Origin of the sequence: Bifidobacterium vespertilionis (assembly GCF_008698145.1) — a bacterium.
Classification (GTDB): Bacteria; Actinomycetota; Actinomycetes; order Actinomycetales; family Bifidobacteriaceae; genus Bifidobacterium; species Bifidobacterium vespertilionis.
On record NZ_RZNZ01000009.1, the window covers coordinates 69,760 to 94,514 of the forward strand.

A 24,755-nucleotide genomic window follows, 5' to 3' on the forward strand; every position below is an offset into this window, starting at 1 on the left:
CATAACGTGGTAAACATCCTGGAGAAGGCCCTGCGCATGGGCGAGGGTCACCAGATCAAGAAGCTTGAGAACGTGGCCAAGGCGGTCAATGCCTTGGAAGATGACATCTCGGCCCTTTCCGACGAGGAACTCAAGGCGCAGACCGGCAAGTTCAAGCAGCGCATCGAGAACGGCGAGTCGCTCGACTCTCTGATGCCCGAGGCCTTCGCCACTGTGCGCGAGGTGTCCAAGCGCACCCTGGGCCAGCGCCACTTCGACGTGCAGCTCATGGGCGGCGCGGCCCTGCACTGGGGCAACATCGCCGAAATGAAGACCGGTGAAGGCAAGACCCTGGTCGCCACCCTGCCGAGCTATCTGAACGCGCTCGAGGGCAAGGGCGTGCACGTCGTCACCGTCAACGACTACCTCGCCAGCTACCAGAGCGAGCTCATGGGCCGCATCTACCGCTTCCTCGGCATGTCCGTCGGATGCATTATCACCGACCAGAAGCCGCCGGAGCGCCGCAAGCAGTACAACGCGGACATCACCTACGGCACCAACAACGAGTTCGGCTTCGACTATCTGCGCGACAACATGGCGTGGGAGAAGGCCGATCTGGTCCAGCGCGGCCACCACTACGCCATCGTCGACGAGGTCGATTCCATCCTCATCGACGAGGCCCGTACCCCGTTGATCATCTCCGGCCCCGCCGAGGGCGACGTGACCCGCTGGTACCGCCAGTTCGCCCGTCTGGTCCCCAAGCTGAACCGCGACGAGGACTACGAGGTCGACGAGAAGAAGAAGGTCGTCGGCATCCTCGATCCGGGCATCACCAAGGTTGAGGACTACCTCGGCATCGACAACCTGTACGAGCCGAGCAACACCGCCCTGATCGGCTACCTGAACAACGCCATCAAGGCCAAGGAGCTGTTCCTCAGGGACCGCGACTACGTGGTCACCGGCGGCGAGGTGCTCATCGTCGACGAGCACACCGGCCGTATCCTGCCGGGCCGCCGCTACAACGAGGGCCTGCACCAGGCCATCGAGGCCAAGGAGGGCGTGGAGGTCAAGGCCGAGAACCAGACCTTCGCCACCATCACCCTGCAGAACTACTTCCGCATGTACGACAAGCTTGCCGGCATGACCGGTACCGCCGAGACCGAGGCGGCCGAGTTCATGGGCACCTATAAGCTCGGCGTGCTGCCCATCCCCACGAACCGCCCGATGATCCGCAAGGATCAGGACGATCTGATCTACCGCACCAAGAAGGAGAAGCTGACCGCGATCGTGCGCGACGTGGCCAAGCGCCACGCCACCGGTCAGCCGGTTCTGCTGGGCACCGCCTCCGTCGAGTCCTCCGAGGTCGTCTCCTCGCTGCTCGACGTGGCCGGCATCCCGCATCAGGTCCTGAACGCCAAGCAGCACGCGAAGGAGGCCGCGGTCGTCGCGGTCGCCGGCCGCAAGGGCGCCGTCACCGTGGCCACCAACATGGCCGGCCGTGGTACGGACATCATGCTCGGCGGCAACGTCGAGTTCCTGGCCGACGCCAAGCTCAAGGCCCAGGGCTACTCCCCGGAGGACACCCCGGAGGATTACGAGCGTCTGTGGCCCTCCACCCTCGCCGAGGTCAAGGAGCAGGTCAAGGACGAGCACGAGGAAGTCAAGAAGCTTGGCGGCCTGTACGTGCTCGGCACCGAGCGCCATGAGTCCCGCCGTATCGACAACCAGCTGCGCGGTCGTTCCGGCCGTCAGGGCGATCCGGGCGAGTCCCGTTTCTACCTGTCCCTCGAGGACGATCTGATGCGCCTGTTCAATACCCAGCTCGTGGCCCGCGTCATGGCCAAGGGCATGCCGGAGGGCGAGCCGATCGAGTCCAAGAGCGTCTCCAAGGGTGTGCGCAACGCGCAGAAGGCCGTCGAGTCCCGCAACTTCGAGATCCGCAAGAACGTCCTCAAATACGACGATGTGATGAACAAGCAGCGCACCGTCATCTACAAGGAGCGTCAGGCGGTCCTGCAGGGCGAGGACATCCACGAGGACATCGAGAAGTTCATCAAGGACACCATCGTCTCCTACGTGCGCGGCGCCAACAACGCCTCCGACAAGCCGGCCGATTGGGATTGGGAGGGTCTGTTCAAGGCCCTGAACACCGTGTTCCCGGTCAAGGTCTCCGAGGACGACGCCAAGGCCGCCGCCGAGGGCAAGAAGGGCGAGAAGGCCCAGGACGCCGTGGTGGAGCTGCTGGTCAAGGACGCGCAGGAGCAGTACGCGGCCCGCGAGGAGAAGCTTGGCGAGGAGGGCACCCGTCAGCTCGAGCGTCGCGTGGCGCTCGCCGTGCTCGACCGCAAGTGGCGCGAGCACCTGTACGAGATGGACTACCTCAAGGACGGCATCGGCCTGCGCGGCATGGGTCAGCGCGACCCGCTGGTCGAGTACCAGCGCGAGGGCTTCCAGATGTACAACTCCATGATCGAGGCCATCAAGGAGGAGAGCGTCCAGCTGCTCTTCCACGTGGACATCGACCAGATCGCCCGCACCGAGGACCTCGACTCCAACAAGGACGAGGACGCCGCTGTGGATCAGGCCGAGACGACCGTGGGTATCGAGGAGTCCGCCGAAGCCGAGGCCCCCGCCGCCGAGGAGCTGTCCGCTCCGAGCGAGCCGGACGCTGCGGATGAGGACAAGGATGAGACCGAGACCGCCGAGGCCAAGGCTGAGGAGGACGCCGCCGAGGAGCTCAAGTCCGAGCCCGAGGTGATCGTCGGTCCCGCGCCCATGAGCCATGCCGAGGGCAAGGTCCCGGCCTCCAAGCGTCCGAAGAGCGAGGAGCTCAAGACGCCGTGGTCCGATGGTCGCACCTTCCCTGGCACGCCGAAGAACGCGCAGTGCCCGTGCGGTTCCGGCCGCAAGTACAAGATGTGCCACGGCCAGAACGAGCAGTGATCGTACCTGCGGTCGCGGTGCCCTAGCGCCGCTTGATCGCGTATGATCGGCGCATCGCAGATAAGGCTCCCCTTCGGGGGAGCCTTATCGCGTTGTGGAGGCAAAATGAGCGAATTCAGTGTGGTGGAGGGTGAATTGGGGCCGTAGTCCATCAGATTTGCTCATTCTGAGGCGGCAGCGCGGCAGAATGAGCAGATCCATTGCGCTGGAGGCCGTTTGAGGGTAATAGGCCATCGGATCTGCTCATTCTGCGGTTGTGGCCATGCAGAATGAGCAGATCCGATGGGCGCTCTGGTCCTCGAGGCCTCGGCGCCCCTTCTCCCATCCTGATCTGCCCGGTTCATGACGCAAACTGGGCAGATCAGGATCTCGTGGCGGCAAACTGGGCGGATCCGGTCATCTGGACGTCGAATTGAGCCTCCAGATGGACAGGTCTGCCCAGTTTGTGAAATCAGCATTCCGATTTGCCCAGTTTGCATTGCCCAATTCCGATCTGCCCAGTTCACCCAGTTCACGTGAGTTCCAAATGAGCGTGACGGGAGGGCGAGCCTGGTCTGTTGGCCATCGGATTCGCTCATTATGCGGTTGAGTGGCGGTGGAATGAGCGGATTCATTGCGGTGGCACCCGAAATTGGCTTGTAGGACAATAGATCTGCTCATTCTGGGGAAATAGTGCGGTGGAATGAGTAAATCCAATGCGTTCAACCCGCCGACACCCGCCGACCATTGACTTTGTACCGTGCTCGGGCTAAACTTCGAGAGTTTGCGCATCTTGCGCAACCTTTGACATGAAAGACCAATGTGCCTCGTACAGATTTTCAACCCATTGAGATGACCGATGTGGTCGCGGACGATTCGCGCGACCTTGATTCCTCCGTTTTTTCCGGAGCGGAGTCCGGCGTGCAGACCACTGAGTCCGCCGAACCCGCCCCCGTGCGTTTTTCCGAACTTGGCGTGCCCGGGCCGATCGTCCGCGCGCTGGCGGCCGACGGCAAGACGACCGCATTCCCGATCCAGGCGGACACCCTGCCCGACTCCCTTGCCGGGCGTGACATCCTTGGCCGCGGCCGCACCGGCTCCGGCAAGACCCTTGCGTTCTCCATCCCGCTCGTGGCCCGTCTGGCTGCCGGCGCGGACGATTATGACGGCCGTCTGCCGCATCCGCGCGGCCTGGTCCTCGCTCCCACGCGCGAGCTCGCCAACCAGATCAGCGAGGTGCTCGCCCCGCTTGCCGAGGCGTATGGCCTGAGCGTCACCACGGTGTTCGGCGGCGTGCGCTACAACCGTCAGGTGCGTGAGCTGCGCGCCGGCGCCGAGATCGTGGTCGCCTGCCCCGGTCGCCTCGAGGATCTGCTGCGCCAGAAGCTGCTGACGCTCGAGACCGTTGAGGTCGCGGTGATCGACGAGGCCGATGAGATGGCGGACATGGGCTTCCTGCCGCCGGTCAAGCGCCTGCTCGGCCAGATCCGTCCGGACGCGCAGCACATGCTGTTCTCCGCCACGCTCGATCATGGCGTGGACCAGGTGGTCGACGAGTTCCTCAAGGACCCGAAGGTCCACAGCGTCGATCCGGCCACGAATTCCGTGGACCTCATGACCCACCACATCTTCGAGACCACCCGTGCGGACAAGCACGAGCTGGTGCGCACCCTCGCCTCCGGCAAGGGCCGTCGCATCCTGTTCACCCGCACCAAGTTCCAGGCCAAGAAGCTGGCCAAGAACCTCACCCAGAACGGCATTCCCGCGGCCGAGCTTCACGGCAACCTCAACCAGAACCAGCGCGATCGCAACCTCAACGCCTTCGAGACCGGGGACGTGAACGTGATGGTCGCCACCGACGTGGCTGCCCGCGGCATCGACGTGAGTGGCGTGGAGCTGGTGGTCCAGGTGGAGCCGCCGGCCGATCCGAAGTCCTTCCTGCACCGCTCCGGCCGCACCGCGCGCGCCGGCCACTCCGGCGATGTGGTCACCATCGTGCTGCCCGAGCAGCGTCGCGAAACCCGTCGTCTGCTCAAGCAGGCCGACATCAAGGTGCGCGGCATCGAGGTGACACATGATTCCCCGGAGGTGCTGGAGCTCGTGGGCGAGAAGGCCGAGCCGGTGTTCGGCTGGGAGCTCAAGGCCCTGCAGCCCGCCAAGCCGGCAAGGACCGCGAAGGTCTTCAAGGATGACAAGGCGTCCAGGAACGACGATGGTCCACGCCGCCGTCGCAACGGCAAGCCCTTGCGCAAGGGACGCTCCGCGAAGTTCGAGGAGAACCGCTTCGAGGGCAACCGCATGGATGGTCGTGGAAACGATCGCAGGAACGACCGCAGGGACCGCATGGACCGTATGGACGGGTTCGAGCCGAACGTCCGCCGCGACGAGTTCGAGCGTTCCGACCGTTCTGAGCGTTCCGACCGCTTCGCCGAGCGCGACTTCGAAGGCAACGGCAAGCATCGCCGGACCACCAAGCGCGACGGTTTCGATCGCCGCGACCGCAGGAACCGTTCCGACCGTGGCAACCGCGCTGATCGTTTTGATCGTTCCGGTCGGTCCAACCGCGGCGATCGTTCCGCAGACCGCTTTGATCGTGCAGACCGCTTCGACCGCTTTGATCGTGCCGATCGTTTTGATCGTTCCGACCGTGGCAACCGCTCGGGCAATGCGCCGAAGCGCATCCACCGCAAGTACGAGAACCGCATCGTGCGCGACGAGCGTTCCGAGGCGGCCAAGCGCCACGATCGCCGCACGGCCGCCAAGCGCGGATCGTTCGAATCGGGCATGGCGGGCCGCCATCATGGCCGCAGGCATGAGCGCGCGCCATTCACCTATTCCGGTCGCTGACGCATAGGCTTGACGCCTAGGCTGTAAACCTCACAGGGGGCTTTGGACACGTATCAACCCGTGTCCAAAGCCCCCTGTCGTTTACCGTCGCCGGCGCGCTGCCGGAATCACTCCACCGTGAATCCATGGGTACTGGCGTAGGCCGGCAGCTCCTCCAGCCATCGACGGACGGCCGCGGGGGAGTGCCCGCCCGGGCGGAGTTCTGGCAGAACAGTGTCCCTGAACCCTCGGTCCATGAACGTGCTGAAGGGCAGATGGTCCCATTCGAGGTTCACATGCCTTGCGGACTCCATATAGGCCCGATACACCGGCTGGCGGAAGAACGGGTCGATCAGATCCTCAAGCTCCGGCTTGTTTTCGAAGTACCGCGTGGCGGAGTAGCCGCCGGCCGCGCGCATGTCGATCGAAACGGGGTCGGTCTGCATCCATTGCACGAATTGCAGGGCAGCAAGCTGGCGGTCGCGTGGGATCCTGGCACTGATCGCCATCATGGACCCTCCGACCTGGGTTGTCTGCAGGGCGCTTGGATCGTCTCCGAACGCTGGCGGCACAGCCACCTTCCACAGGCCTGCGGCATCGGGGTAGGAGGACGCGATGATCTTGCCGAGCCAGTTGCCATGCAGCAGCGTGGCCGTCTGACCGTCGCGGATCGTTACATAGCGGCCGTCCCAGATGGGCTGGGCGATGAGCACACCGTCGTCCAGGCAGCCCTGCAGGAACTCGGCCGCCTGCAGCATGCGCGGATCGTCCAGATCGAATGCGACGCGGTCCGTTGCCATGAGCTTCCATGGCCGTGCGCCCGCCGATCGCAGGAACGCCAGATAGTACTGCATGGACGTGTCCAGCACACCCATGAAGGTGCGCGTGGAGTGCCGGCGCAGTTCGATGCCTTCCTCGCGGAACTGTTCCCAGGTGCGCGGAATCTCCAGATCGTAGCGCCGCAGAATGTCCTCGCGGTAGAACATCGCGGTGTGCGGCTGATCGCCCGGCAGACCGTACAGACCTCCCGCGTAATGCACGTTGCGCCAGGAGACCGGGTTGAACAGCGGCCCCCATTGGGCCTCGTTCTCCGGCGTATGCAGATTGAGGAACGCGCCGGATGCGGCGAATTCCGGCATGAGATCGATATCCAGATTGAACAGGTCCGGCACCGTGCGGTGCGACTGGAGGCGCTCGCGGTACAGGTCGCAGGCCATCTGGTTGGTGTGCGCGTCGATCGTGTCGATGAGGATGCCCGGATGCGTACGCTGGAATTCCTCGATGCGCGGCATGACCTCCGTGAACGAGGCTGACAGCATGGTGAGCGTCGTCGTGCCGTCGTCGGCGCGTGCGGCAGTCGTCTCGGCTGCCGGTTCGGTCGGGATGACGGAGCGCTTGCGCCGGTTGATCGAATCGCGGCTGATCAGCTTCGCCTTCTCTACCACGCCCACGCGCCGCGAATGCGGGGAACGGATCAGGGAGACGATCGTCTCCGCCGCATCGGATCCCAATTGCTCGGCGCGCTGGCCGATCACCGTGAGCGAGGGCAGCATGGACGCGCCCATGGCGTCATCGGCGAACGCGATGATCGACACATCATCCGGCACACTCAATCCGTGTGCGTGGGCCGCCGCGTTGAATCCGGCGGCCATGCCGCCGTCGCAGGCGAACACGGCGTCGGTGGGATGGATCAGATAACGCTGCAGGGCTTGTCCGCCGCCCGCCTCACCGGGATCGAGCCCGCGGACCAGTCGGTATTCCAGATCGTACCGGTATGCGGCGGCCTTGAGCGCCCGCCGGTGGCTTTCCCCCAGCCACGAGCTATCGACGCCCATGAACGAGGTCACGCTGCGGTGTCCCGTCCGCTTGAGCGTGCGCATGGCCTGGTCCACGGCCTCCGTGCAGTCCACGGTCACCGTGGACAGACCGCTTATCTGCTGGTTGACGAGCACGATGGGGCGGCTGACCGACATACGCCGCAGATCAGGTTCGCTCACCGACGGCGCCACGAGGATGACACCGTCCACGTCGCGCAGCAGCACCGAGACGGCCCGACGTCTCACCTCGTTGTTCATCACCACGCCGGCGCACACGCCCGCGTAGCCGCGGTGCTCCAGATTCGATTCGATGGCGTTGAGGATGCGCGCGGTGTACGGGTCGTCGAAATCCCTTACGAGGATGGCGACCATGCCGCTGGAGGGGGCTGCGGACACGCCGTCGGTCCGGTCGGGAGCCAAATATCCGAGCTCCTCGGCGACGCGATGCACCTTCTGCTCGGTCTTTGCTGACAATCTGCCGGGCTTGCCCAGCGCGCGAGACACCGTGGACGGACTGACGCCCGCCACCCTGGCGATGTCATAGATCGTGACGTTCTGCGCCATCATACCCCTTGCTTCTTTGGCATATCTCCGCCACTTTACCTTATGACGACGGCGCGGCGTCTGCCATGCGGAACGCCGCCATGCCCGAAACACGCGCAAACTAGAATGGGCAGCGTTACATACGGAGCGTGCTTGCACGCGCAAGAGGAGGCAATATGGCCGAGTTCACGTGGAAATCGATTCTGACGAAGCTGGTTGGAGGGGATCACCTGTCCGCGGAGGAATCCGAGTGGTTTGTGGACGATTTGATGCAGGGCAATGCCAATCCTGCGGCCGTGGGCGCGGTGCTGGCCACCCAGCAGCAGCTCGGGCTGACCGCCGACGAGGTGCGCGGCGCGGCGAAGGCCATGGTGTCCCATGCCGTGCCGCTGAATGTGGAGGCCGAGTGCACCGACATCGTCGGCACCGGCGGCGACGGCGCCTCCACTGTGAACCTGTCCACCATGGGCTCCGTGGTGGCGGCCGCGGCCGGCGTGACGATCGTCAAGCACGGCAACCGCGCGGCTTCGTCCAAGTGCGGCGCCGCCGACTGCCTCGAGGCCCTGGGCTTGCCGCTGGACCTGACTCCGGAGGCCGTCGCCAAGGTGGCCAACGAGGTGGGCATCACCTTCGCGTTCGCCAAGACCTTCCACCCGGCCATGCGCTTCGTCGGCCCGATCCGCGCGGCGTTGGGCATCCCGTGCGTGTTCAACGTGCTGGGCCCGCTGACCAACCCCGCCAAGCCGAAGCACATGGCGATCGGCTGCGCCAAGCGCGAAATGAGCCCGATCATGGCCGCCGTCTATGCGTCCAACGGCCAGACCGGCATGGTGTACACCTCTCACGAGGGACTGGACGAGATGGCCCCCACCGGACCGGTTTCCGTGTGGGAGTTCCGCGACGGCAAGGTCACCGAAACCGAATTCGATCCGACCGTGGAGCTGGGCTTGGCCAAGGTGACCGTGGCGGACCTCAGGGGTGGCGAGCCCGAGGTGAATGCGCAGGCCATGCGCGACTTCCTGGCCGGCAAGGACGTTCCGTTCCGCTCCACCGCCCTGCTCAACGCCGCATCGGCCATCGTGGCCGACGCGCATCTGCTGTCCAACCCGGACGGCACGCTCGCCGAGCGCTTCAAGGAGGCGTATGCGATCGCGGCCGAGACCGTGGACTCCGGTAAGGCCTCCGCGCTGCTCGATCGCTGGATCGCCGCCGCCCAGGCCGAGAAGTGATCTGAAGGATCCGAAAGCCGAAGGGGCGGCCGCGGGAAAGTACGCGGCCGCCCCTTTTTCAGCGCATTGTGCGGCGCAGTCCGAAACGCCGCTGCCAGTGGCTAGATGCAGGCTAGACGCGCGCTACACGCGCGCCCCGTCGTCGAATTCGTCGGCGCGCGTTTGCGTATGGCCCTTATGCATCACCAGCAGCCCGGCCGCGCCCAGAATCGTCAGGGCACCGCCCACGGCCCCCAGCAACGTGGAGAGCGTGGGGATGAGCACGCAACCCACCAGGGCCGCCACGCCCACGACCACCATGGTCCACAGCACCAGCTTCGAGGCGCGCACATGGCCGATCGACGGATTCGGCGGCACGAAGTCGGAACCCTGATCCATCACATCATCCACGTCCAGCCAGCTGCTGCCCGTGAAATCGCGCGGACCCGATCGCGCACCCGTTCGCGCGCCGGAGCGCGAAGCCCCGGAGGCGAAGGCGTCGGGCGTCAGATCGTCGACGCTCAGCAGCGCCTCCTTCTCCTTGCGCTTGGCCTCCTTCTCGAACTTCCTGGCGGTCCGCGAGCGTTCCACGGAGCTCAGGTCGTCGCTGTGCGCGGCGACGAAGTCCTGCCAGGCGGCATCGTCCGGGGTGTTGGCCCCGTCGCCGCCCTGTGCCCTTGAATCGCCGTTGGCTGCGTTGTTATCCTTGTGGTCGGTCATACCCTTTACTGTAGCCATGTAGCCATACCGGATGCCAAGGAGACGCGCGATGCTGTATTGGTTCTTTGTGAAGCTGCTCGGGCCGCTGGCCCGTCGCTGGTTCAAGCCCACCGTCAAAGGACTGGAGAACATTCCGAAGAAGGGGCCCGCGATCATCGCGGCCAACCATCTCGCGGTCATCGACGACGGCCTGCTGCCGCTCGTCAGCCCCCGCATGATCCATTTCATGGGCAAGGCCGAATACTTCGAGGGCAAGGGCATCAAGGGCAAGTTCAAGAAGTGGTGGTTCACGTCCGTGGGTGTGTTCCCGGTGGACCGCTCCGGCGGCTCGAAGTCGCTCGGCGGACTGCTCACGGCCCGCCATATTCTGGAGCAGGGCCACCTGTTCGGCATCCACCCGGAGGGCACGCGCAGCCCCGACGGCCGCCTGTACCGCGGCCATACCGGCGTCGCCCGTCTGGCTCTGGAGACCGGCTCGCCGATCATCCCCACCGCCATCATCGGCACCCGCGAGATGCAGGTGCCCGGCCAGGTGATCCCCAACAAGGGCAAGACCACCGTGATCTTCGGCAAGCCGATCGAGGTGCAGAAGGTACCCGAGGACGAGATCACCCACGAGCAGCTGCGCACGCTGACCAACCGCATGATGCAGACCATCCAGCAGGAGACCGGTCAGGAATACGTGGACGTGTACGCGCAGGTCGTCAAGAAGGAGATGGAGGCGGCCAAGGCGCGCGAGGCCGGAGCCGCGGCGGGCAAGTAGCGCCAAGTAGTGCGCCTGGACCATAACCGGTCGAATATGCAGGGCGGCGGTCTTCCCTCGGGGTCTTTCCCCAGGGGGAGACCGCCGCCCTTTGCGTTGTCCGATCCGGTGACCATCCGATCCTGCGTTGCCCGGTCAGTCCGCCGCCCCGCAGGCCGTTCGGCTTACGCCACGGTCAGCGTGATCGTCGTGGGCGTGCCGTTCTCGTCGCGCACGCGCACGGTGTCCCCGGCGTTGACGCTCTGCATGCGCACGATGTGCGTCCAGTCGCCCAGAGGCGCCGACTGCTGCACGTTGAAGCCCAGATCCTTGAGCGTCTTGGCCGCATCGTCATACTGCTGGCCCACCACGTTCGGCACGGTGACCATCTGCGGGCCCTTGGAGACGACCACGTCCACCTTGTCCCCCCACTTGAGCGTCGCGCCCGCGTCCACGGAGGCGGAGACCACCTTGCCGGCCTCCACCTTGTCGTCGAACGCCTCGGTCACATTCGCGGTGAGGTTGAGATCGGCCAGCGCCTTCTTGGCATCGTCTTGGCTCTGTCCCACGATGTTCGGCATCTGGACCGGCTTGAGTCCCTTGGACAGCGTGACGGTGATCTTCTCGTTGTGGTTGTAGGCTTTGCCCGGCTCGGCGCTGATCGTCAGGATCGCGCCTTCGGGCACGGTGAGCGAGTATTCGTCCTTCGACTCGTCGTGCTCGATCGCCGCCTCGTCGAATCCGGCCTCCTTAAGCGCGGCCACGGGGTCCTTGCCGCTCGCCGAGTTCGGATCCTTGATGTCCGCGGGCACGGTTGCCTGCCGCACGCCCTTGGACACCACGATCGACACCCGCTGGTCGCTGCGCTTGGAGATGCGCGAGCCCACGGCGGACGGATTGGCAGAGACGATCGCCCCGGCCGGCACGTCGTCGCTGAATTCCTCGGCCTGCGTGTAGGGGATGCCCGCCACGTTGAGCGTGCCGATGTAGTCCTGCGCATTGGCGCCCGATATCGTGCACGACGATTCCGTGGCGCACTGCACGTCTCCGGCGGCCGGCAGCGTCCAGTAGCTGCCCGGTCCGAGGTAGTACCACCATGCATAGCCGCCACCCGCCGCGGCGCCGGCCAGCACCACCGCCGCGATCGCGGCGATCAGGCCCCTGTGATGCCTCTTCTTCGGTTTTGCGGCGTCGCCGGCCGCGGCATGCACCTCCGTGGCGGGCAGAGTGCTTGGGGTGGGGCCCGCCGGCACGCGCCCGATGGCCTGCGTCGGCGCGGAGGACGACGATGCAGACGCCGACGGGGATGCCGACATGGCCGTCGCGCCCGCGCTCTGCTCGTCGAAGTCCTCGCGCAGCATCTCGATGAAGCTGGTCGTTCCTCCCACGGCGGGCGTGGGGGCGCTGAATGCGTTGCCGTCGCGGTCGATCCGCTGCGTGGCCCCCTGATCCACCGGAGGCATCACGCGCGTCGCGGCCATGGCGTCGGCCTCGTTGATCTCCGGCAGCACGGTCGTCGCCTCGCCGGCGGCCTGTACGGCGGTCGCCTCGCCGGTTGCTGGCGTGGTGGTCTGCGCGGGCGCGGAGCCCTGCTTTGCGGCGTCGGCCTTGCGCTGCGCCGGCGGTTCGGGCGGCATCAGTGGCGTCGGCGGCGTGGGCGGAACAGGACCCGTGCCGGCAAGAGGCAGCGGGGCCCCTTGCGCGAAGGATGCCTCCGGGCGCTCGGCCGCGCGGAACATGAGCTGGTCCCGTCCCAGATGCATGTTGAGCTCGGCGAGCAGGGAGACGGCCACCATGGCGTTGTCCGGCCGCGATTCCACCGCCCGGCCGGTGAGTCTGGCCACGAAGTCGGAGACCAAGGGGCTGATGCCGGGGCAGACGGCGGTGAGTGCCGGGACGTCCTCGTGCACGTGCTTGAACACCACGGTCACCGGGTTGTCCGATTCGAACGGCACGCGTCCGGCGAGCATCTCCCACGCGATGATGCCCACGGAGTACAGGTCTCCCTGCGGGGTCGCCCGGTTGTCCTCGATCATCTCCGGCGCCAGATACGCGGCGGTTCCCAACAGCATGCCGGTGGAGGAGAGCGTGGCCTGCGAGGCCGCCTTGGCGAGGCCGAAGTCGGTGATCTGCACGTGGCCGCGGCTGTTGATCAGGATGTTCTCCGGCTTGATGTCCCGGTGCACCACGCCCAGTCGGTGCGCGGCCGCCAGTCCGTCCAGGATCTCGCCGACCACGCGCAGCGTCTCGCGCACGGTGAACGTGCCCTCCTGCGACATTTCGCGTCTGAGGTTCACGCCATGCACGTATTCCATCACCAGATAGTCGAGCCCTTGGAATTCGCCGGTGTCGTACACCTGCACCACATGCGGGTTCGCGATGGACGCGGCCGACCGCGCCTCGCGGCGGAACCGCTCCTGGAACTGCGCGCGATGCGGTCCCTGCGCCAATTGGATGTGCATGATCTTGATCGCCACGGGACGTGAAAGGCGATCGTCCATCGCCTCGTACACGGTGGCCATGCCGCCTTCGGCGATTTTGCGCACAATGCGATATCGCCCTTCAATCGTTTGCCCCACAGGCTGGTTCGCCACTTCACTCATGGTGTCCATCGTAGGGTCGCCGCGTCACAAAACCGCGTCGCGGCGCGCATTCACGACGAAAAGTCCACGTCGGCGGGACGCTGGGCTCAGCGCTCGCGCAGATGGGCCGGCAGGAACCGCGCGCATGCGCCCGCCAACAGCGCCCGTCCTTCGTCCGAAAGGCCCAGCATGCCCGCCGCGTCGCCGACCGCCGCGTCGGCCGCATGCCACAGTGTCGCGATGCGCCCGCGCGAGCGGTCGATCGCCCCGGTGGATCCGAACAGGCTGATTGCGCGCGCCACGTCGTCCCCGTCGCGCACGGGCGCCTCGAACATGCGGATGAGTTCGGCTCGGTCGGCGCCGTCTGCCGCGATCAGAGCATCGGCGAGCAGCACCGTGCGCTTGCCCTCGCGGATGTCGCCGCCCACCGGCTTGCCGGTGGAGGAGGGGGAGCCGATCACGTCGATCAGATCATCCGCGAGCTGGAACGCCAGTCCCAGCGGCGCGCCCACGGATTCGGCGATCGCACGGGCCTTGGTGGTGTTGGTTCCGGCGGCGAGCAGGCCGAGCTCGATCGGCGCGATGGTGGTATAGCTTGCGGTCTTCCAGCGGAACACGCCCAGCGATGAGGACGCCAGCGCCTCGGGCCTGTCCAGCGGCGCCTCCTCCACGGCCAGATCGAGCACCTGTCCGATCTCCACCTCGCGGTGCATGTTGAGGAAGGCGCGCATGATCGGCTGCGTCTTGGGCAGCCTGCTGGCGGCGTCGTGCGCGATGGCCACGCTGGCCGTGGCGAGCAGATCGCCCAGCATGATGCCCAGACCACGGCCGGCGTGGTCGGGCTGCGGCGCGTCGGACAGCGCGGCGGCGAGGGCGCGGTGGGCCGACGGCTTGCCGCGGCGCAGATCGGAGTCGTCGATGATGTCGTCGTGCACCAATGCGGCGGTCTGGAACACCTCGATCGCGCAGGCAAGGTCCATCACGGCGCTGCGCCCGGGATCGTCCCCATCCGCCCCGGTCCCGCCGCGTACGGCGTCGAACGTGGCCAGTGCCAGCAGGGCGCGCAGACGCTTGCCGCCCTCGCTGGAGACGACGCCCTGGCCGGCGACCGCGTCCATGACGGCGGCGCAGGTTCTGGGGACCGTCATTCCCGCCGGGACGCCGGCGTACTGGGCCACGAGCGTGGCGATGCGTGATTCGAGTGCGGGCAGTGCTGCGACGTTTTCCATACCTACGAGGTTATCCACAGGTGTGCCGGTCGAATGTGATTTCGCCCGGAATTTCGCGCATGACACGCCGAAGCGCGCAGCAAGTGGGGTACGTTCGACCACATTGCCCCGATCGGCTGGCGCAGCGGGGCTCATGCGCCCCATAGTGGAGGAAGCGGCGCGCGGGCAGGGCGCGGCGCGACAAGCAGATCGGTACGCGCCTTGGGGCGTGGGGTGAGGGAGGAAAGGCAAATGCCATGAAGGATGTGCGATGCGACGATCTGTCGTATACGAACTGGGAATTGAGCGATGACGAGATGGGTCAGACCGTCCAGCTGTTCCGCGAACAGCGCAGGCAGATGGGCGTGGAGAAGGCGGACGAGGCATGGTTCTGCGATCCGCTCGACGACTGGCTCGCCTGTCTGTCCGGCGGCCGCGACGGCACCGGACGTGACGGTGCAGGTCGCGATGGAACGGCCCGCACGGGGCGCCGCAGGAGCGGAACGGCCAAACCCGGGGGCGGCGGCCTGTCCCGGGAATCGGTGGCCGCCCTGGCCGTCGGCATGCGCGAGAAGCTCGCTTTCCGCGATGCGCTGATCGTCTCGCTGGTGTGCCCGCAGGCGGACCGCGACCATCTGCTGGAACTTGGCGTCAGGCCGCACCGTCCGCAGAGCGTGCGCTACCTGTGCGGGGTGCTGGACGATACGTTCCGGGACCCGGGCACCAAACCGGAAGGGGACCGGGCCACGCGTGGCTTCTCGATGCTCACGCAGATTCTCGCGTCGGTGCCCGAGAACTATCAGGCGCAGCCGCTGGCCGTGCTCGCCTACATGCTGTGGTGGATGGGCGATGCCAGGGCCGTGGCCGACGCCGTGCGCGCGTTGGCCTATGACGAGCGCTGCACGTTGGCGGCCATCGTGCTGTCCGCCGTGGAGCACGGGATCTGCCCGGCGTGGCTTGATCCCGAACATGCCGGGAACAGTCCGGAGCCGGTGGCCTCCTGAACGAACCGTGTCGCCGCGATCGGGTTTCCATCGCGGCGACACGCCCGGGTGCGGCGGTGCGGCCGTTGCGGGGCGGGAATGCGACGCCAATGCGCGGTGGGAATAATCGTCCTTGGAACGTGGTTGACTCTATGAGTTGACGATTTGCCCTTGCCAGAAGTATGCCCATATGCTATATGGGCGGGCGGGGGAGACCCAGGAGGAAAAGTTGGCCACGAGGAGCACCGCTCAGAAAAGCACCGCCACGAAGACCAGGAAGACTCGCAAGACCCAGGAATCCGCGCTTCAGGACGCGGAACAGGCCGAAGTGACGGAGGAGGGGACCGCCGTCAAGAAGACCACCCGCAAGCGCACCGCCGCCGCGAAGGCCCCGGCCCGCGCCAAGAAGTCCGACGTCGAGAAGGAGAAGGACGTCGAGGCGCCGATCGGCGACGTGGAGGACGAGGACGCCGAGGATCTGGACGACGCAGACGCCGAAGACGAGCTGGACGAGGATCTGGACGCCGACGACGACCTCGATGAGGACGTCGTGGAGGACGAGGAAGACGACGAATCCGAGGAGGACGAGGAGGAAGTCGAGGACGAGGAGGAGGACGCCAAGCCCAAGCAGGAGGAGATCCCCCCGCAGGCCAAGGGCGCGTTCATCGTGCGCGACGACGATGACGACGACAACCTCACCCCGTCGGGCAACCCCAAGCGCCGCGTGATCGCCGCGGGCGCCACCGCGGATCCGGTCAAGGACTACCTCAAGCAGATCGGCCGCGTGAACCTGCTGAACGCCGAGCAGGAGGTGGACCTGTCCGAGCGCATCGAGGCCGGCCTGTACGCCCAGCACCTGCTGGACACCGAAGCGGACAAGATGGACTTCAAGCACAAGCGCGAGCTCAAGTGGGCCGCCTCGGACGGCAAGAAGGCCAAGGACCATCTGCTGGAGGCCAACCTGAGACTCGTCGTTTCGCTGGCCAAGCGTTACACCGGCCGCGGCATGCTGTTCCTGGACCTCATCCAGGAGGGCAATCTGGGCCTGATCCGCGCCGTGGAGAAGTTCGACTGGAAGAAGGGCTTCAAGTTCTCCACCTACGCCACGTGGTGGATCCGCCAGGCCATCACCCGAGCCATGGCCGATCAGGCGCGCACCATCCGCGTGCCCGTGCATATGGTCGAGGTCATTAACAAGCTGTCCCGCGTGCAGCGCCAGATGCTGCAGGATCTGGGCCGCGAGCCCACGCCGGACGAGCTGGCCCGCGAGCTGGACATGCCGGTGGAGAAGGTGCAGGAGGTGCAGAAGTACGGCCGCGAGCCGATCTCGCTGCACACCCCGCTGGGCGAGGACGGCGATTCCGAGTTCGGCGACCTGATCGAGGACACCGACGCCATCGCGCCGTCCGACGCCGTGGCGTTCTCGCTGCTGCAGGAGCAGTTCAAGCAGGTGCTCGAGACGCTGTCCCCGCGCGAGGCCGGTGTGATCAAGATGCGCTACGGCCTTGAGGACGGCCAGCCCAAGACGCTGGACGACATCGGCCGCGTGTACGGCGTGACCCGCGAGCGCATCCGCCAGATCGAGTCCAAGACCATGTCCAAGCTGCGCCACCCGTCCCGCTCGCAGACGCTGCGCGATTTCCTCGACCAGTGATCGGGGCCGGCGATCCAAGGCCGGTCATCCATTTGCGTGCTCCCCTCATTGCGGGGGAGCACGCTGTGCTGTTATCTGTAACCAATAAGGAGAACCATGCCCGAATCCTACGGGGCAGACAGTCTTACCGTGCTTGAGGGGCTTGACGCGGTGCGCAAGCGCCCCGGCATGTACATCGGCACCACCGACAGCCAGGGCCTCATGCACTGCCTGTGGGAGATCATCGACAACTCGGTCGATGAGGCGCTGGCCGGCGCATGCGACCACATCACCGTCACGCTGCACACGGATGGGTCCCTCGAGGTCGCGGACAACGGCCGCGGCATCCCCGTGGACGTGGAGCCCAAGACCAAGCTCACCGGCGTCGAGGTGGTGCTCACCAAGCTGCATGCCGGCGCGAAGTTCGGCAACTCCTCGTACAACGCGGCCGGCGGTCTGCACGGCGTGGGTTCCTCGGTGGTCAACGCGTTGAGCTCCAGGCTCGACGTGGAGGTGGACCGCGACGGCAAGACCCACCACATGGCCTTCCATCAGGGCCATCCCGGCGTGTACGCGGACGCCGATCCGGCGCATCCCTCGCCCGACTCCCCGTTCAAGCGCACCCGCAGGAACAAGCCCACCGAGTTGGAGATCATCGGCACGGTGAGCCCCAGGACCACCGGCACGCGCATCCGCTATTGGGCCGATCCGGAGATCTTCAACGACACCGCCGAATTCAGCTACCAGCAGCTCATCGATCGCGTGCGCCAGACCAGCTTCCTTGTGCCGGGCCTGAAGATCACCGTGGTGGATGAGAATATCCCCGAAACCGGCGATGAGTCGGTGGACGATCTGCGCGAGGTGGACGAACGGGCTGATCAGCCCGAATCGCCAGATCAGCCCGAGCCGCTTGTGCAGTCCGAGCATGCCGAGGCCATCGCCCCGCGCGAGGGCACCGTGGACTGCGGCCCGTTCGGCGTCCAGCCGGCGCACGCCCGCGTGGAGGAGTTCATGCACACCGGCGGCGTGAAGGACTTCGTCGACTTCCTGTCCAAGGGCGAGCCCATCTGCGACGTGTGGCGCATCCAGGGCGAGGCCACCTACAAGGAGGAGACCCAGACCGTGGGCGACGGCGGCGAGCTGCACGCCGAGCAGATCGAGCGCAACTGCGCCGTGGACATCGCCCTGAGGTGGGTCAACGGCTATGACACCACGCTGGTGAGCTTTGTGAATGTGGTGGAGACGCCCGGCGGCGGCACGCATGTGGACGGCTTCCTCGCGGGGCTCACCAGGCAGATCCGCAAGGCCGTGGAGGACAACGCGCGCAAGCTCAAGGTGAACCTTAAGGACAGCGCCATGAAGGTGGAGCGCGACGACATCATGGCCGGTCTGGTGGCCGTGGTGACCGTGCGCATCGCCGAACCGCAGTTCCAGGGGCAGACCAAGGACGTGCTCGGCACCGCGCCGGTCAAGCCGATCGTCTCGCGCATCACGGACCGCCAGTTCGGCGAGATGATCACCGGATCCAAGCGCGGCTACAAGGAGCAGTCCGGGCGTGTGCTGGAGAAGATCGTGGGCGAGATGCACGCCCGCATCCAGGCGCGCAAGACCAAAGAGGTCACCCGCCGCAAGAACGCCCTCGAATCGGCGTCCATGCCGGCCAAGCTGTCCGACTGCCAGCCTGGCAACGACGACGTGGCCGAACTGTTCATCGTGGAGGGCGACTCCGCACTCGGCACGGCCAAGGCCGCGCGCAACGCCGGCTTCCAGGCCCTGCTGCCCATCCGAGGCAAGATCCTCAACGTGCAGAAGGCGTCGCTGAGCCAGATGCTCAACAACAAGGAGTGCGCGGCGATCATCCAGGTGGTGGGCGCGGGCTCCGGCGCGAGCTTTGACATTACGCAGTCGCGGTACCACAAGGTCATCATGATGACCGATGCCGATGTGGACGGCGCGCACATCCGCATCCTGCTGCTCACCCTGTTCTACCGCTACATGCGCCCGCTCATCGAGCACGGCTACGTGTACGCGGCCGTGCCGCCGCTGCACCGCATCGCGCTCACCGGGGCGCGCAAGGGCGAGTACATCTACACGTATTCGGACGACGAGCTTGCCGCCAAGCTGGACGAGCTCAACGCCAAGCGCATCGGGTACGCCGACGACATCCAGCGCTACAAGGGTCTGGGCGAGATGGACGCCGACCAGCTGGCGGACACCACCATGGACCCGCGCTCGCGCATGTTGAGGCGCATCCGCATGGAGGACGCCGCGCAGGCTTCGGAGGTCTTCTCCCTGCTCATGGGAGATGACGTGCCGCCGCGCAAGCAGTTCATCGTGGACAACGCCGACGATTTCGACCGTTCCAAGATCGACACCTGATCGGCGGTCGGCGTGGCCGGCCGTCATCCGATTGCCACCCCATGCGAGGCGTTCCACCAGTCGATGACGCCCTCGGGGTTCGCGTAGCCGATTGCGATCCACCAGACCAGCATCGCCGTGAACCCCATGGCGACGAGTGGTATGCGCGCGGTGAACAGGCGTGCCATTGCGAGTGGGAGCAGCACGGCCAGCAGGATGATGAATGTGATCGACGCATATCGCAGCCAGGTGAGCCCGTAGACGTGAATGTACAGGTTGAGACGCGTGAACGCGGAGGCGAGCATCACGCCGGTGGCGGCGAGCAGCCCCGCCTGCATGGCGACGATCGGCGTGCGGCGCGGCGCGAACCGCAGCACCAGACCGAAGCCGGCGAAATTCAGCGCGGCCACGAACAGCAGCTGGAAGAATCCGCTGCGCGCATACTCGGCGTACGTGTAGCCCGCCGGCAGTCCTGCCTCGGCGAACAGGAACGTGAACTGGACCGCGCAGAATGTGGCGTACAGGGCGAGCACGATGCCGAGCACCACGGCCACGATCAGTGGATCGAACATGAAAGGCGCCGATCCGCGCGACTGTCTCCCCGCGGCTATCCCGCCGGTGTCGCGGGCGTCAACGGATGCGAGCAGCGAGAAGACGAACGGTGCGGGAACGATCACGAGCATGGTGTGCCACATGATCGGGACGATGTCGAAATCGCCGATCAGACGGGTGACGGCGTAGTCGAACACCTCATCGGCGCCCATGAGCAGCGGGACGAGTACCAGGAGGATCGGTGCCGTGATGAGCAGGGCGATGCCGACGCGCCTGAGACGGCCGGCGTCGCGGTCCTTCCCCCGCAGGTGCGCGCCCGTATCGCGCAGCGTGTGGGCCAGAGTGCCCCAGTGCGCGAATGGGCTGATGATCCATCCTTTGAACCAATCCGCGACCAGTGCGAACGGGTGGTACGGGTCGAATCGGCCATCGGACAGCTGCAACAGCGTCATGAGCAGCGCGGGCAGCACAATGAAGCCACTCAGCATCGCATAGATGAGATTCGCCCCGCCAGCCAGGCCCTCGAACGGCGGGGCGAGTGCGATCAGCCACACGCCCAGCGCCGCGATGGCGGCGAGGACGATCCACCACATGGGCGTGCGGCATGTGCGCCTGGCGAACAGGGGCAGATCGATGAGCGCGATCATCATGCACAGCATGGCCCAGCAGGTGAACGGAGACCATCCGCCGTCGTTGCCGAAGGGTACGGCGAACCACAATCGGTCGAACAGGAACGGGATGGCCAGTGCCGCTGCGGCCAGGGCGAGGCGGCGGGACAGGGGAGCGATGGTCTGGTCGGTTTCGGAATTGGTGTTCATGCCGCCATCGTAAGCTATCGAAAAACGATATGAATCTGTTGTGAAACAGTTCTCCACAATTCTGACATATTGTTTTTCAATATATTATTATCGATAATCGAAGCCTATATGAACCGTGAGGAAAGGAATCGCCATGGACATCGGCAATGACAATGCAACCGGGCGCGAGACGTGGCCGGAATACCACCCCGTCGCCATCGGGGCGCTCAAGGTGATGATCGTGCTGTTCGAGGCGATCTGCGTGTTCGGACAGGTCGCCGTATTCGCCCTGTCCGCCTATGTGGTGGAGCATGTGCCGGAGACCGCGCCCGCCCTGTGGCCGTACCGGATCGCGGGCGTGCTGGGCATCCTGTGCTTCGAGGTGGCGCTCGCCGCCGTCTGGCCGATGCTCACGCTCACGCGAAACAGGGACATCTTCTCCGGCAAGGCCATCCGCTGGACCGACATCATCATCGTCTGTGCATGCGCGGAGGGTGCGTTGGTGATGTTCGTGCTCATCTTCTCCAACGTCGGCCTCGAATATGTCGATCCGGTCACGCATGAATCGATTCCGGCGGCGCTGAACAGTCCGGCCTTCGTGCTCGCACTGCTCGTGGCCCTGCTGCTCATCGCCGCGTTCGTGCTGCTCATGCTGGTCATGCGATCCCTGCTCACGCAGGCGATCGCGCAGCGCCGCGAACTCGAGGCGGTGATCTGAATGGCCATCCGCGTGAATCTGGATGTCATGATGGCCAGACGCAAGATGGGCGTCAATGAATTGGCCGAGGCGATCGGCATCACCCCGGCCAATGTGTCGATATTGAAGAACGGGCGGGCCAAGGCCATTCGCTTCACCACGCTCGACGCCATCTGCCGCGCGCTCGACTGCCAGCCCGGCGACATCCTCGAGTGGGAGGCGGACTAGGCCCTGCGCCCGCCCGCCGCGCTATGCCCGCCGCCCTACGCCTGACGCTCCCGGCAGGTCTGGCCGAGCCGGCGGGCCAGTGCGGTCGTGTCCAGCAGCTCGTCCAGCTGCTCGGCGGGCAGATCGGTGCGCTCGCCGGCCACCTCGCGCACGGTCCTGCCGGACTCGGCGGCCTCCTTGGCGATGTCCACCGAGCGTTCGTAGCCGATCAGCGGGTTGAGCGCGGCGGAGATGGACGGCGAGGATGCGGCGTACCGGCGGCCGATCTCCTTGTTGACGGTGATGCCCTCCACGCAGCGCTCGCGGAACATGACCATGGCGTTGGTCAGCAGATCGATGCCCTTGAGCAGCTCGTGGATGATCACGGGGTCGAAGGCGTTGAGCTGCAGCTGGCCTTCGGAGGCCGCCCACGTGACCGTGGTGTCCATGCCGAAGACGCGGAAGCACACCTGGTCCACGCATTCGGGGATCACCGGGTTCACCTTGCCCGGCATGATGCTGCTGCCGGCCTGGCGCGGCGGCACGTTGAGGTCGTTGAAGCCGTCGTGCGGGCCGGAGTTGAGCAGGCGTAAATCGTCCGCGGCCTTCTTCAAATGGATGGCGAGGTTCTTGGCGGTTTGGGAGACGGCGATGTAGGCGCTCATGTCCGTCATGGCGGCGATCGGATCCGGCGCGGCGGTGATCGGCAGTCCGGTGATGCGCGCCAGATGCTCGGTGGCGGCCTTGCGGAAGCGCAGATCCGCACAGATGCCGGTGCCGATGGCCGTGGCACCCAGATTGAGGCTCATGAGCAGCGGCACAACGCGTTCGAGCGCCGCGGTGTCCGCCTTGAGGAAGCTGGCGAAGGCGTGGAATTCCTGGCCGTACGTCATGGGCACGGCGTCCTGCAGCTGCGTGCGGCCGATCGTCACATCGTCGGCGTGCCGGTCCGCAAGGTCGTGGAAGGACTGTGCGAGTTTCCTGGTCTCCTCCGCCAGCGGGCCGATCGCGTCGATCAGTGCGAGCTTGCAGGCGGCCGGGTACGTGTCGTTGGTGGACTGGGAGTGGTTGACGTCGTCGTTGGGGTGGATGTAATGGTAGTCGCCGCGCTGGTGGCCGGCGATCTCCAGCGCGCGGTTGGCGATCACCTCGTTGGCGTTCATGTTCGTGGAGGTGCCGGCGCCGCCCTGCAGCACGTCCACGGGGAACTGGTCGAGCAGCTTGCCCGATTCGATCTCCTGGCACGCGGCGACGATCGCGCGCGCCTTGTCGTGGGGGAGCAGGCCTATCTCCTCGTTCGCCTCCGCGCAGGCGCGCTTGACGGTCGCGTAGGCGCGCACGAGTTGGGGATGCGAGGAGTCCGGCAGACCGGACACCGTGAAGTTGCCGATCGCGCGCTGCGTGTGGATGCCCCAGTAGACGTTCGCGGGCACCTCGAGTTCGCCGATGCAGTCATGCTCGAGACGGGTGGGGCCCGTGACGGGCGCCGGCTTGATGTATGTGTTCATGGATGGTCCTTTGCTCGGTGCTTGTGGCATGTATGTCTCCATCTTCTCCCGTTTGGCCCAGGCTCGCCATAATTCGCTGATCGCGAATCGGCGTGTTGCGATGCCGCGTCGTTTGTCGGCGTTCGCGGTTAGCTTGTGTACGTTCGTACGTGATATTCGCAATCAAGGAGGATTCTTCGTGGCCAGTCTGCTGCTCGCCGTGATCTACCTCGCCTTCATCAGTCTTGGACTGCCCGATGCCCTGCTCGGCGCCGCATGGCCCACGATGAGCCGGGATCTGGGGGCCCCGGTCTCCTGGATGGGCGGCATCTCGATGGTGATCTCCGCCTGCACGATCGTCTCCGCGCTGCTGAGTGACCGCGTGACCCTTCGCTTCGGCGCCGGCCGCGTCACCGCCGTGTCCGTGGGGCTCACCGCCGCCGCGCTGTACGGCTTCTCCGTGGCGCCCAATTACTGGACGCTGATCGCCATCGCCGTGCCCTATGGTCTGGGCGCGGGCGGCGTGGATGCGGCGCTCAATAACTATGTGGCCATCCATTACGAAAGTCGCCACATGAGCTGGCTGCACTGCATGTGGGGCGTGGGCGCCTCGATCGGCCCCTATGTGATGGGCTTTGCCCTCTCCGGCGGCCAGGGCTGGGGCTGGGGATACCGATACATCGCCATCCTGCAGGTTGCGCTGACGGTCGTGATCGTGCTGAGCCTGCCGCTGTGGAAGTCGCGCGCGGTCGCCGGAGCTGCGGACGGCGGCGTGTCTGCGTCCGGGTCGGCCGGTGATGGCGCCTCGGCGCCCGCCCGCAAGCCGCTTGGCCTCAAGGGTGTGCTGGCAATCCGCGGGGCCAAGGAGATCCTCATCATGTTCTTCTGCTACTGCGCGATCGAGTCGACCGCCGGCCTGTGGGCCAGCAGCTACATGGTGATCCACGAGGGCGTGGACCGCACCGCCGCCGCCAGTCTGGCCAGCCTGTTCTATGTGGGCATCACCGTGGGCCGGGCGCTGAGCGGCTTCATGACCATGCGGTTCGATGATCCCACCATGATCCGCATCGGCCAGGTGGTGCTGGTCGTGGGCGTGATCCTGATCGCATTGCCGCTGCCCGGCATCTGGGGCACGGTCGCCGGTCTGGTGACCGTGGGCCTGGGCTGCGCGCCCATCTATCCGTGCGTCATCCACTCCACGCCCGCGTACTTCGGCGAGGAGAACTCGCAGGCGATCGTGGGCGTGCAGATGGCCAGCGCCTATGTGGGTTCGCTGGCCATGCCGCCGCTGTTCGGACTCATCGCCCAGTATATGACGATCTCCCTATACCCGTTCTACCTGTTGGCATTCCTGGTCCTGATGGTCTGGATGCACGAGCGCCTGCGCGTCAAGCGGGGGTGAGCCGGGCGGGGCGGCCTCGATTTGGGCCGTTCGGCTTCGGTTCCGTTCGGGTGCGGCGTGCTCCGCGTGTTTCGTGTTGTCTGCACCGGTTT

General features: G+C 66.0%; 16 protein-coding genes. 10 read left to right on the plus strand and 6 right to left on the minus strand.

Features of this window, described 5'->3' with window-relative positions; genetic code table 11:
* Positions 1-6 precede the first annotated feature (6 nt).
* Together secA and EMO90_RS07540 are read left to right on the plus strand one after the other, a co-directional pair.
* The gene (secA, locus tag EMO90_RS07535; RefSeq protein WP_150354642.1) at positions 7-2,922 is read left to right on the plus strand and encodes a preprotein translocase subunit SecA; all 2,916 of its coding nucleotides are present in this window, start codon (positions 7-9) and stop codon (positions 2,920-2,922) included.
* A gap of 801 nt (positions 2,923-3,723) precedes the next feature.
* Positions 3,724-5,748 (plus strand): DEAD/DEAH box helicase, encoded by a 2,025-nt coding sequence (locus tag EMO90_RS07540; protein WP_395953049.1) that lies wholly within the window; start codon positions 3,724-3,726, stop codon positions 5,746-5,748.
* Positions 5,749-5,855: 107 nt separating this feature from the next.
* Here the strand turns inward: EMO90_RS07540 and EMO90_RS07545 are convergent, their stop codons facing one another.
* Positions 5,856-8,111, minus strand: coding sequence for an extracellular solute-binding protein (locus EMO90_RS07545; protein ID WP_150354644.1), 2,256 nt, complete (start codon positions 8,109-8,111; stop codon positions 5,856-5,858).
* 152 nt (positions 8,112-8,263) lie between these two features.
* Here EMO90_RS07545 and trpD point away from each other — a divergent pair, with 152 nt between their 5' ends.
* Complete coding sequence (gene trpD, locus EMO90_RS07550) at positions 8,264-9,316, plus strand: anthranilate phosphoribosyltransferase (protein ID WP_150354645.1); 1,053 nt, start codon at positions 8,264-8,266, stop codon at positions 9,314-9,316.
* A gap of 123 nt (positions 9,317-9,439) precedes the next feature.
* On the opposite strand, the gene EMO90_RS07555 is transcribed toward trpD, so the two are convergent.
* A complete protein-coding gene (locus tag EMO90_RS07555) occupies positions 9,440-10,015 on the minus strand; it encodes a hypothetical protein (RefSeq protein ID WP_150354646.1) in 576 nt (191 codons plus the stop codon).
* Between the two features lie 49 nt (positions 10,016-10,064).
* On the opposite strand from EMO90_RS07555, the gene EMO90_RS07560 reads away from it, so the two are divergent.
* Entirely contained in the window at positions 10,065-10,778 is a 714-nt protein-coding gene (locus EMO90_RS07560) for a lysophospholipid acyltransferase family protein (RefSeq protein ID WP_150354647.1), read from the plus strand.
* A 164-nt stretch (positions 10,779-10,942) separates the two neighbouring features.
* Here the strand turns inward: EMO90_RS07560 and EMO90_RS07565 are convergent, their stop codons facing one another.
* Positions 10,943-13,360 carry a protein kinase domain-containing protein gene (locus EMO90_RS07565; RefSeq protein WP_150354648.1) on the minus strand — a complete coding sequence of 806 codons (2,418 nt, stop codon included), beginning with the start codon at positions 13,358-13,360 and terminating at the stop codon, positions 10,943-10,945.
* 86 nt (positions 13,361-13,446) lie between these two features.
* The gene (locus EMO90_RS07570; protein WP_150354649.1) at positions 13,447-14,568 is read right to left on the minus strand and encodes a polyprenyl synthetase family protein; all 1,122 of its coding nucleotides are present in this window, start codon (positions 14,566-14,568) and stop codon (positions 13,447-13,449) included.
* Positions 14,569-14,804: 236 nt separating this feature from the next.
* Here EMO90_RS07570 and EMO90_RS07575 point away from each other — a divergent pair, with 236 nt between their 5' ends.
* From EMO90_RS07575 to EMO90_RS07585, 3 genes are all read left to right on the plus strand, one after another.
* The gene (locus tag EMO90_RS07575) at positions 14,805-15,551 is read left to right on the plus strand and encodes a flagellar biosynthetic protein FliO (RefSeq protein ID WP_150354650.1); all 747 of its coding nucleotides are present in this window, start codon (positions 14,805-14,807) and stop codon (positions 15,549-15,551) included.
* A 169-nt stretch (positions 15,552-15,720) separates the two neighbouring features.
* Positions 15,721-17,184, plus strand: a complete 1,464-nt coding sequence (locus tag EMO90_RS07580) for an RNA polymerase sigma factor (protein ID WP_150354651.1) — start codon at positions 15,721-15,723, stop codon at positions 17,182-17,184.
* A 96-nt stretch (positions 17,185-17,280) separates the two neighbouring features.
* Positions 17,281-19,542: a DNA gyrase/topoisomerase IV subunit B gene (locus EMO90_RS07585; RefSeq protein WP_150354652.1), complete on the plus strand. Its 2,262-nt coding sequence runs from the start codon at positions 17,281-17,283 to the stop codon at positions 19,540-19,542.
* 23 nt (positions 19,543-19,565) lie between these two features.
* Here EMO90_RS07585 and EMO90_RS07590 read toward each other — a convergent pair whose 3' ends face one another.
* On the minus strand, positions 19,566-20,891 hold the full coding sequence (locus tag EMO90_RS07590) for a DUF4153 domain-containing protein (RefSeq protein ID WP_150354653.1): 1,326 nt from the start codon (positions 20,889-20,891) through the stop codon (positions 19,566-19,568).
* A gap of 133 nt (positions 20,892-21,024) precedes the next feature.
* On the opposite strand from EMO90_RS07590, the gene EMO90_RS07595 reads away from it, so the two are divergent.
* Both EMO90_RS07595 and EMO90_RS07600 read left to right on the plus strand, forming a co-directional pair.
* Positions 21,025-21,588: a DUF2975 domain-containing protein gene (locus EMO90_RS07595; protein ID WP_150354654.1), complete on the plus strand. Its 564-nt coding sequence runs from the start codon at positions 21,025-21,027 to the stop codon at positions 21,586-21,588.
* Positions 21,589-21,795: a helix-turn-helix domain-containing protein gene (locus EMO90_RS07600; protein WP_150354655.1), complete on the plus strand. Its 207-nt coding sequence runs from the start codon at positions 21,589-21,591 to the stop codon at positions 21,793-21,795. It begins immediately after the preceding gene.
* A 35-nt stretch (positions 21,796-21,830) separates the two neighbouring features.
* Here EMO90_RS07600 and EMO90_RS07605 read toward each other — a convergent pair whose 3' ends face one another.
* The gene (locus tag EMO90_RS07605; protein WP_150354656.1) at positions 21,831-23,282 is read right to left on the minus strand and encodes an aspartate ammonia-lyase; all 1,452 of its coding nucleotides are present in this window, start codon (positions 23,280-23,282) and stop codon (positions 21,831-21,833) included.
* 178 nt (positions 23,283-23,460) lie between these two features.
* Here EMO90_RS07605 and EMO90_RS07610 point away from each other — a divergent pair, with 178 nt between their 5' ends.
* The gene (locus EMO90_RS07610; protein WP_190972072.1) at positions 23,461-24,663 is read left to right on the plus strand and encodes an MFS transporter; all 1,203 of its coding nucleotides are present in this window, start codon (positions 23,461-23,463) and stop codon (positions 24,661-24,663) included.
* Positions 24,664-24,755: the final 92 nt, after the last annotated feature.

Bases quoted from the DNA above. Each gene is read 5' to 3' on its own strand.
- EMO90_RS07545 (WP_150354644.1), bottom strand. From the start codon at position 8,111: ATGATGGCGCAGAACGTCACGATCTATGACATCGCCAGGGTGGCGGGC.
- trpD (WP_150354645.1), top strand. From the start codon at position 8,264: ATGGCCGAGTTCACGTGGAAATCGATTCTGACGAAGCTGGTTGGAGGG.
- EMO90_RS07555 (WP_150354646.1), bottom strand. From the start codon at position 10,015: ATGACCGACCACAAGGATAACAACGCAGCCAACGGCGATTCAAGGGCA.
- EMO90_RS07560 (WP_150354647.1), top strand. From the start codon at position 10,065: ATGCTGTATTGGTTCTTTGTGAAGCTGCTCGGGCCGCTGGCCCGTCGC.
- EMO90_RS07565 (WP_150354648.1), bottom strand. From the start codon at position 13,360: ATGAGTGAAGTGGCGAACCAGCCTGTGGGGCAAACGATTGAAGGGCGA.
- EMO90_RS07570 (WP_150354649.1), bottom strand. From the start codon at position 14,568: ATGGAAAACGTCGCAGCACTGCCCGCACTCGAATCACGCATCGCCACG.
- EMO90_RS07575 (WP_150354650.1), top strand. From the start codon at position 14,805: ATGAAGGATGTGCGATGCGACGATCTGTCGTATACGAACTGGGAATTG.
- EMO90_RS07580 (WP_150354651.1), top strand. From the start codon at position 15,721: ATGCTATATGGGCGGGCGGGGGAGACCCAGGAGGAAAAGTTGGCCACG.
- EMO90_RS07585 (WP_150354652.1), top strand. From the start codon at position 17,281: ATGCCCGAATCCTACGGGGCAGACAGTCTTACCGTGCTTGAGGGGCTT.
- EMO90_RS07590 (WP_150354653.1), bottom strand. From the start codon at position 20,891: ATGAACACCAATTCCGAAACCGACCAGACCATCGCTCCCCTGTCCCGC.
- EMO90_RS07595 (WP_150354654.1), top strand. From the start codon at position 21,025: ATGGACATCGGCAATGACAATGCAACCGGGCGCGAGACGTGGCCGGAA.
- EMO90_RS07600 (WP_150354655.1), top strand. From the start codon at position 21,589: ATGGCCATCCGCGTGAATCTGGATGTCATGATGGCCAGACGCAAGATG.
- EMO90_RS07605 (WP_150354656.1), bottom strand. From the start codon at position 23,282: ATGAACACATACATCAAGCCGGCGCCCGTCACGGGCCCCACCCGTCTC.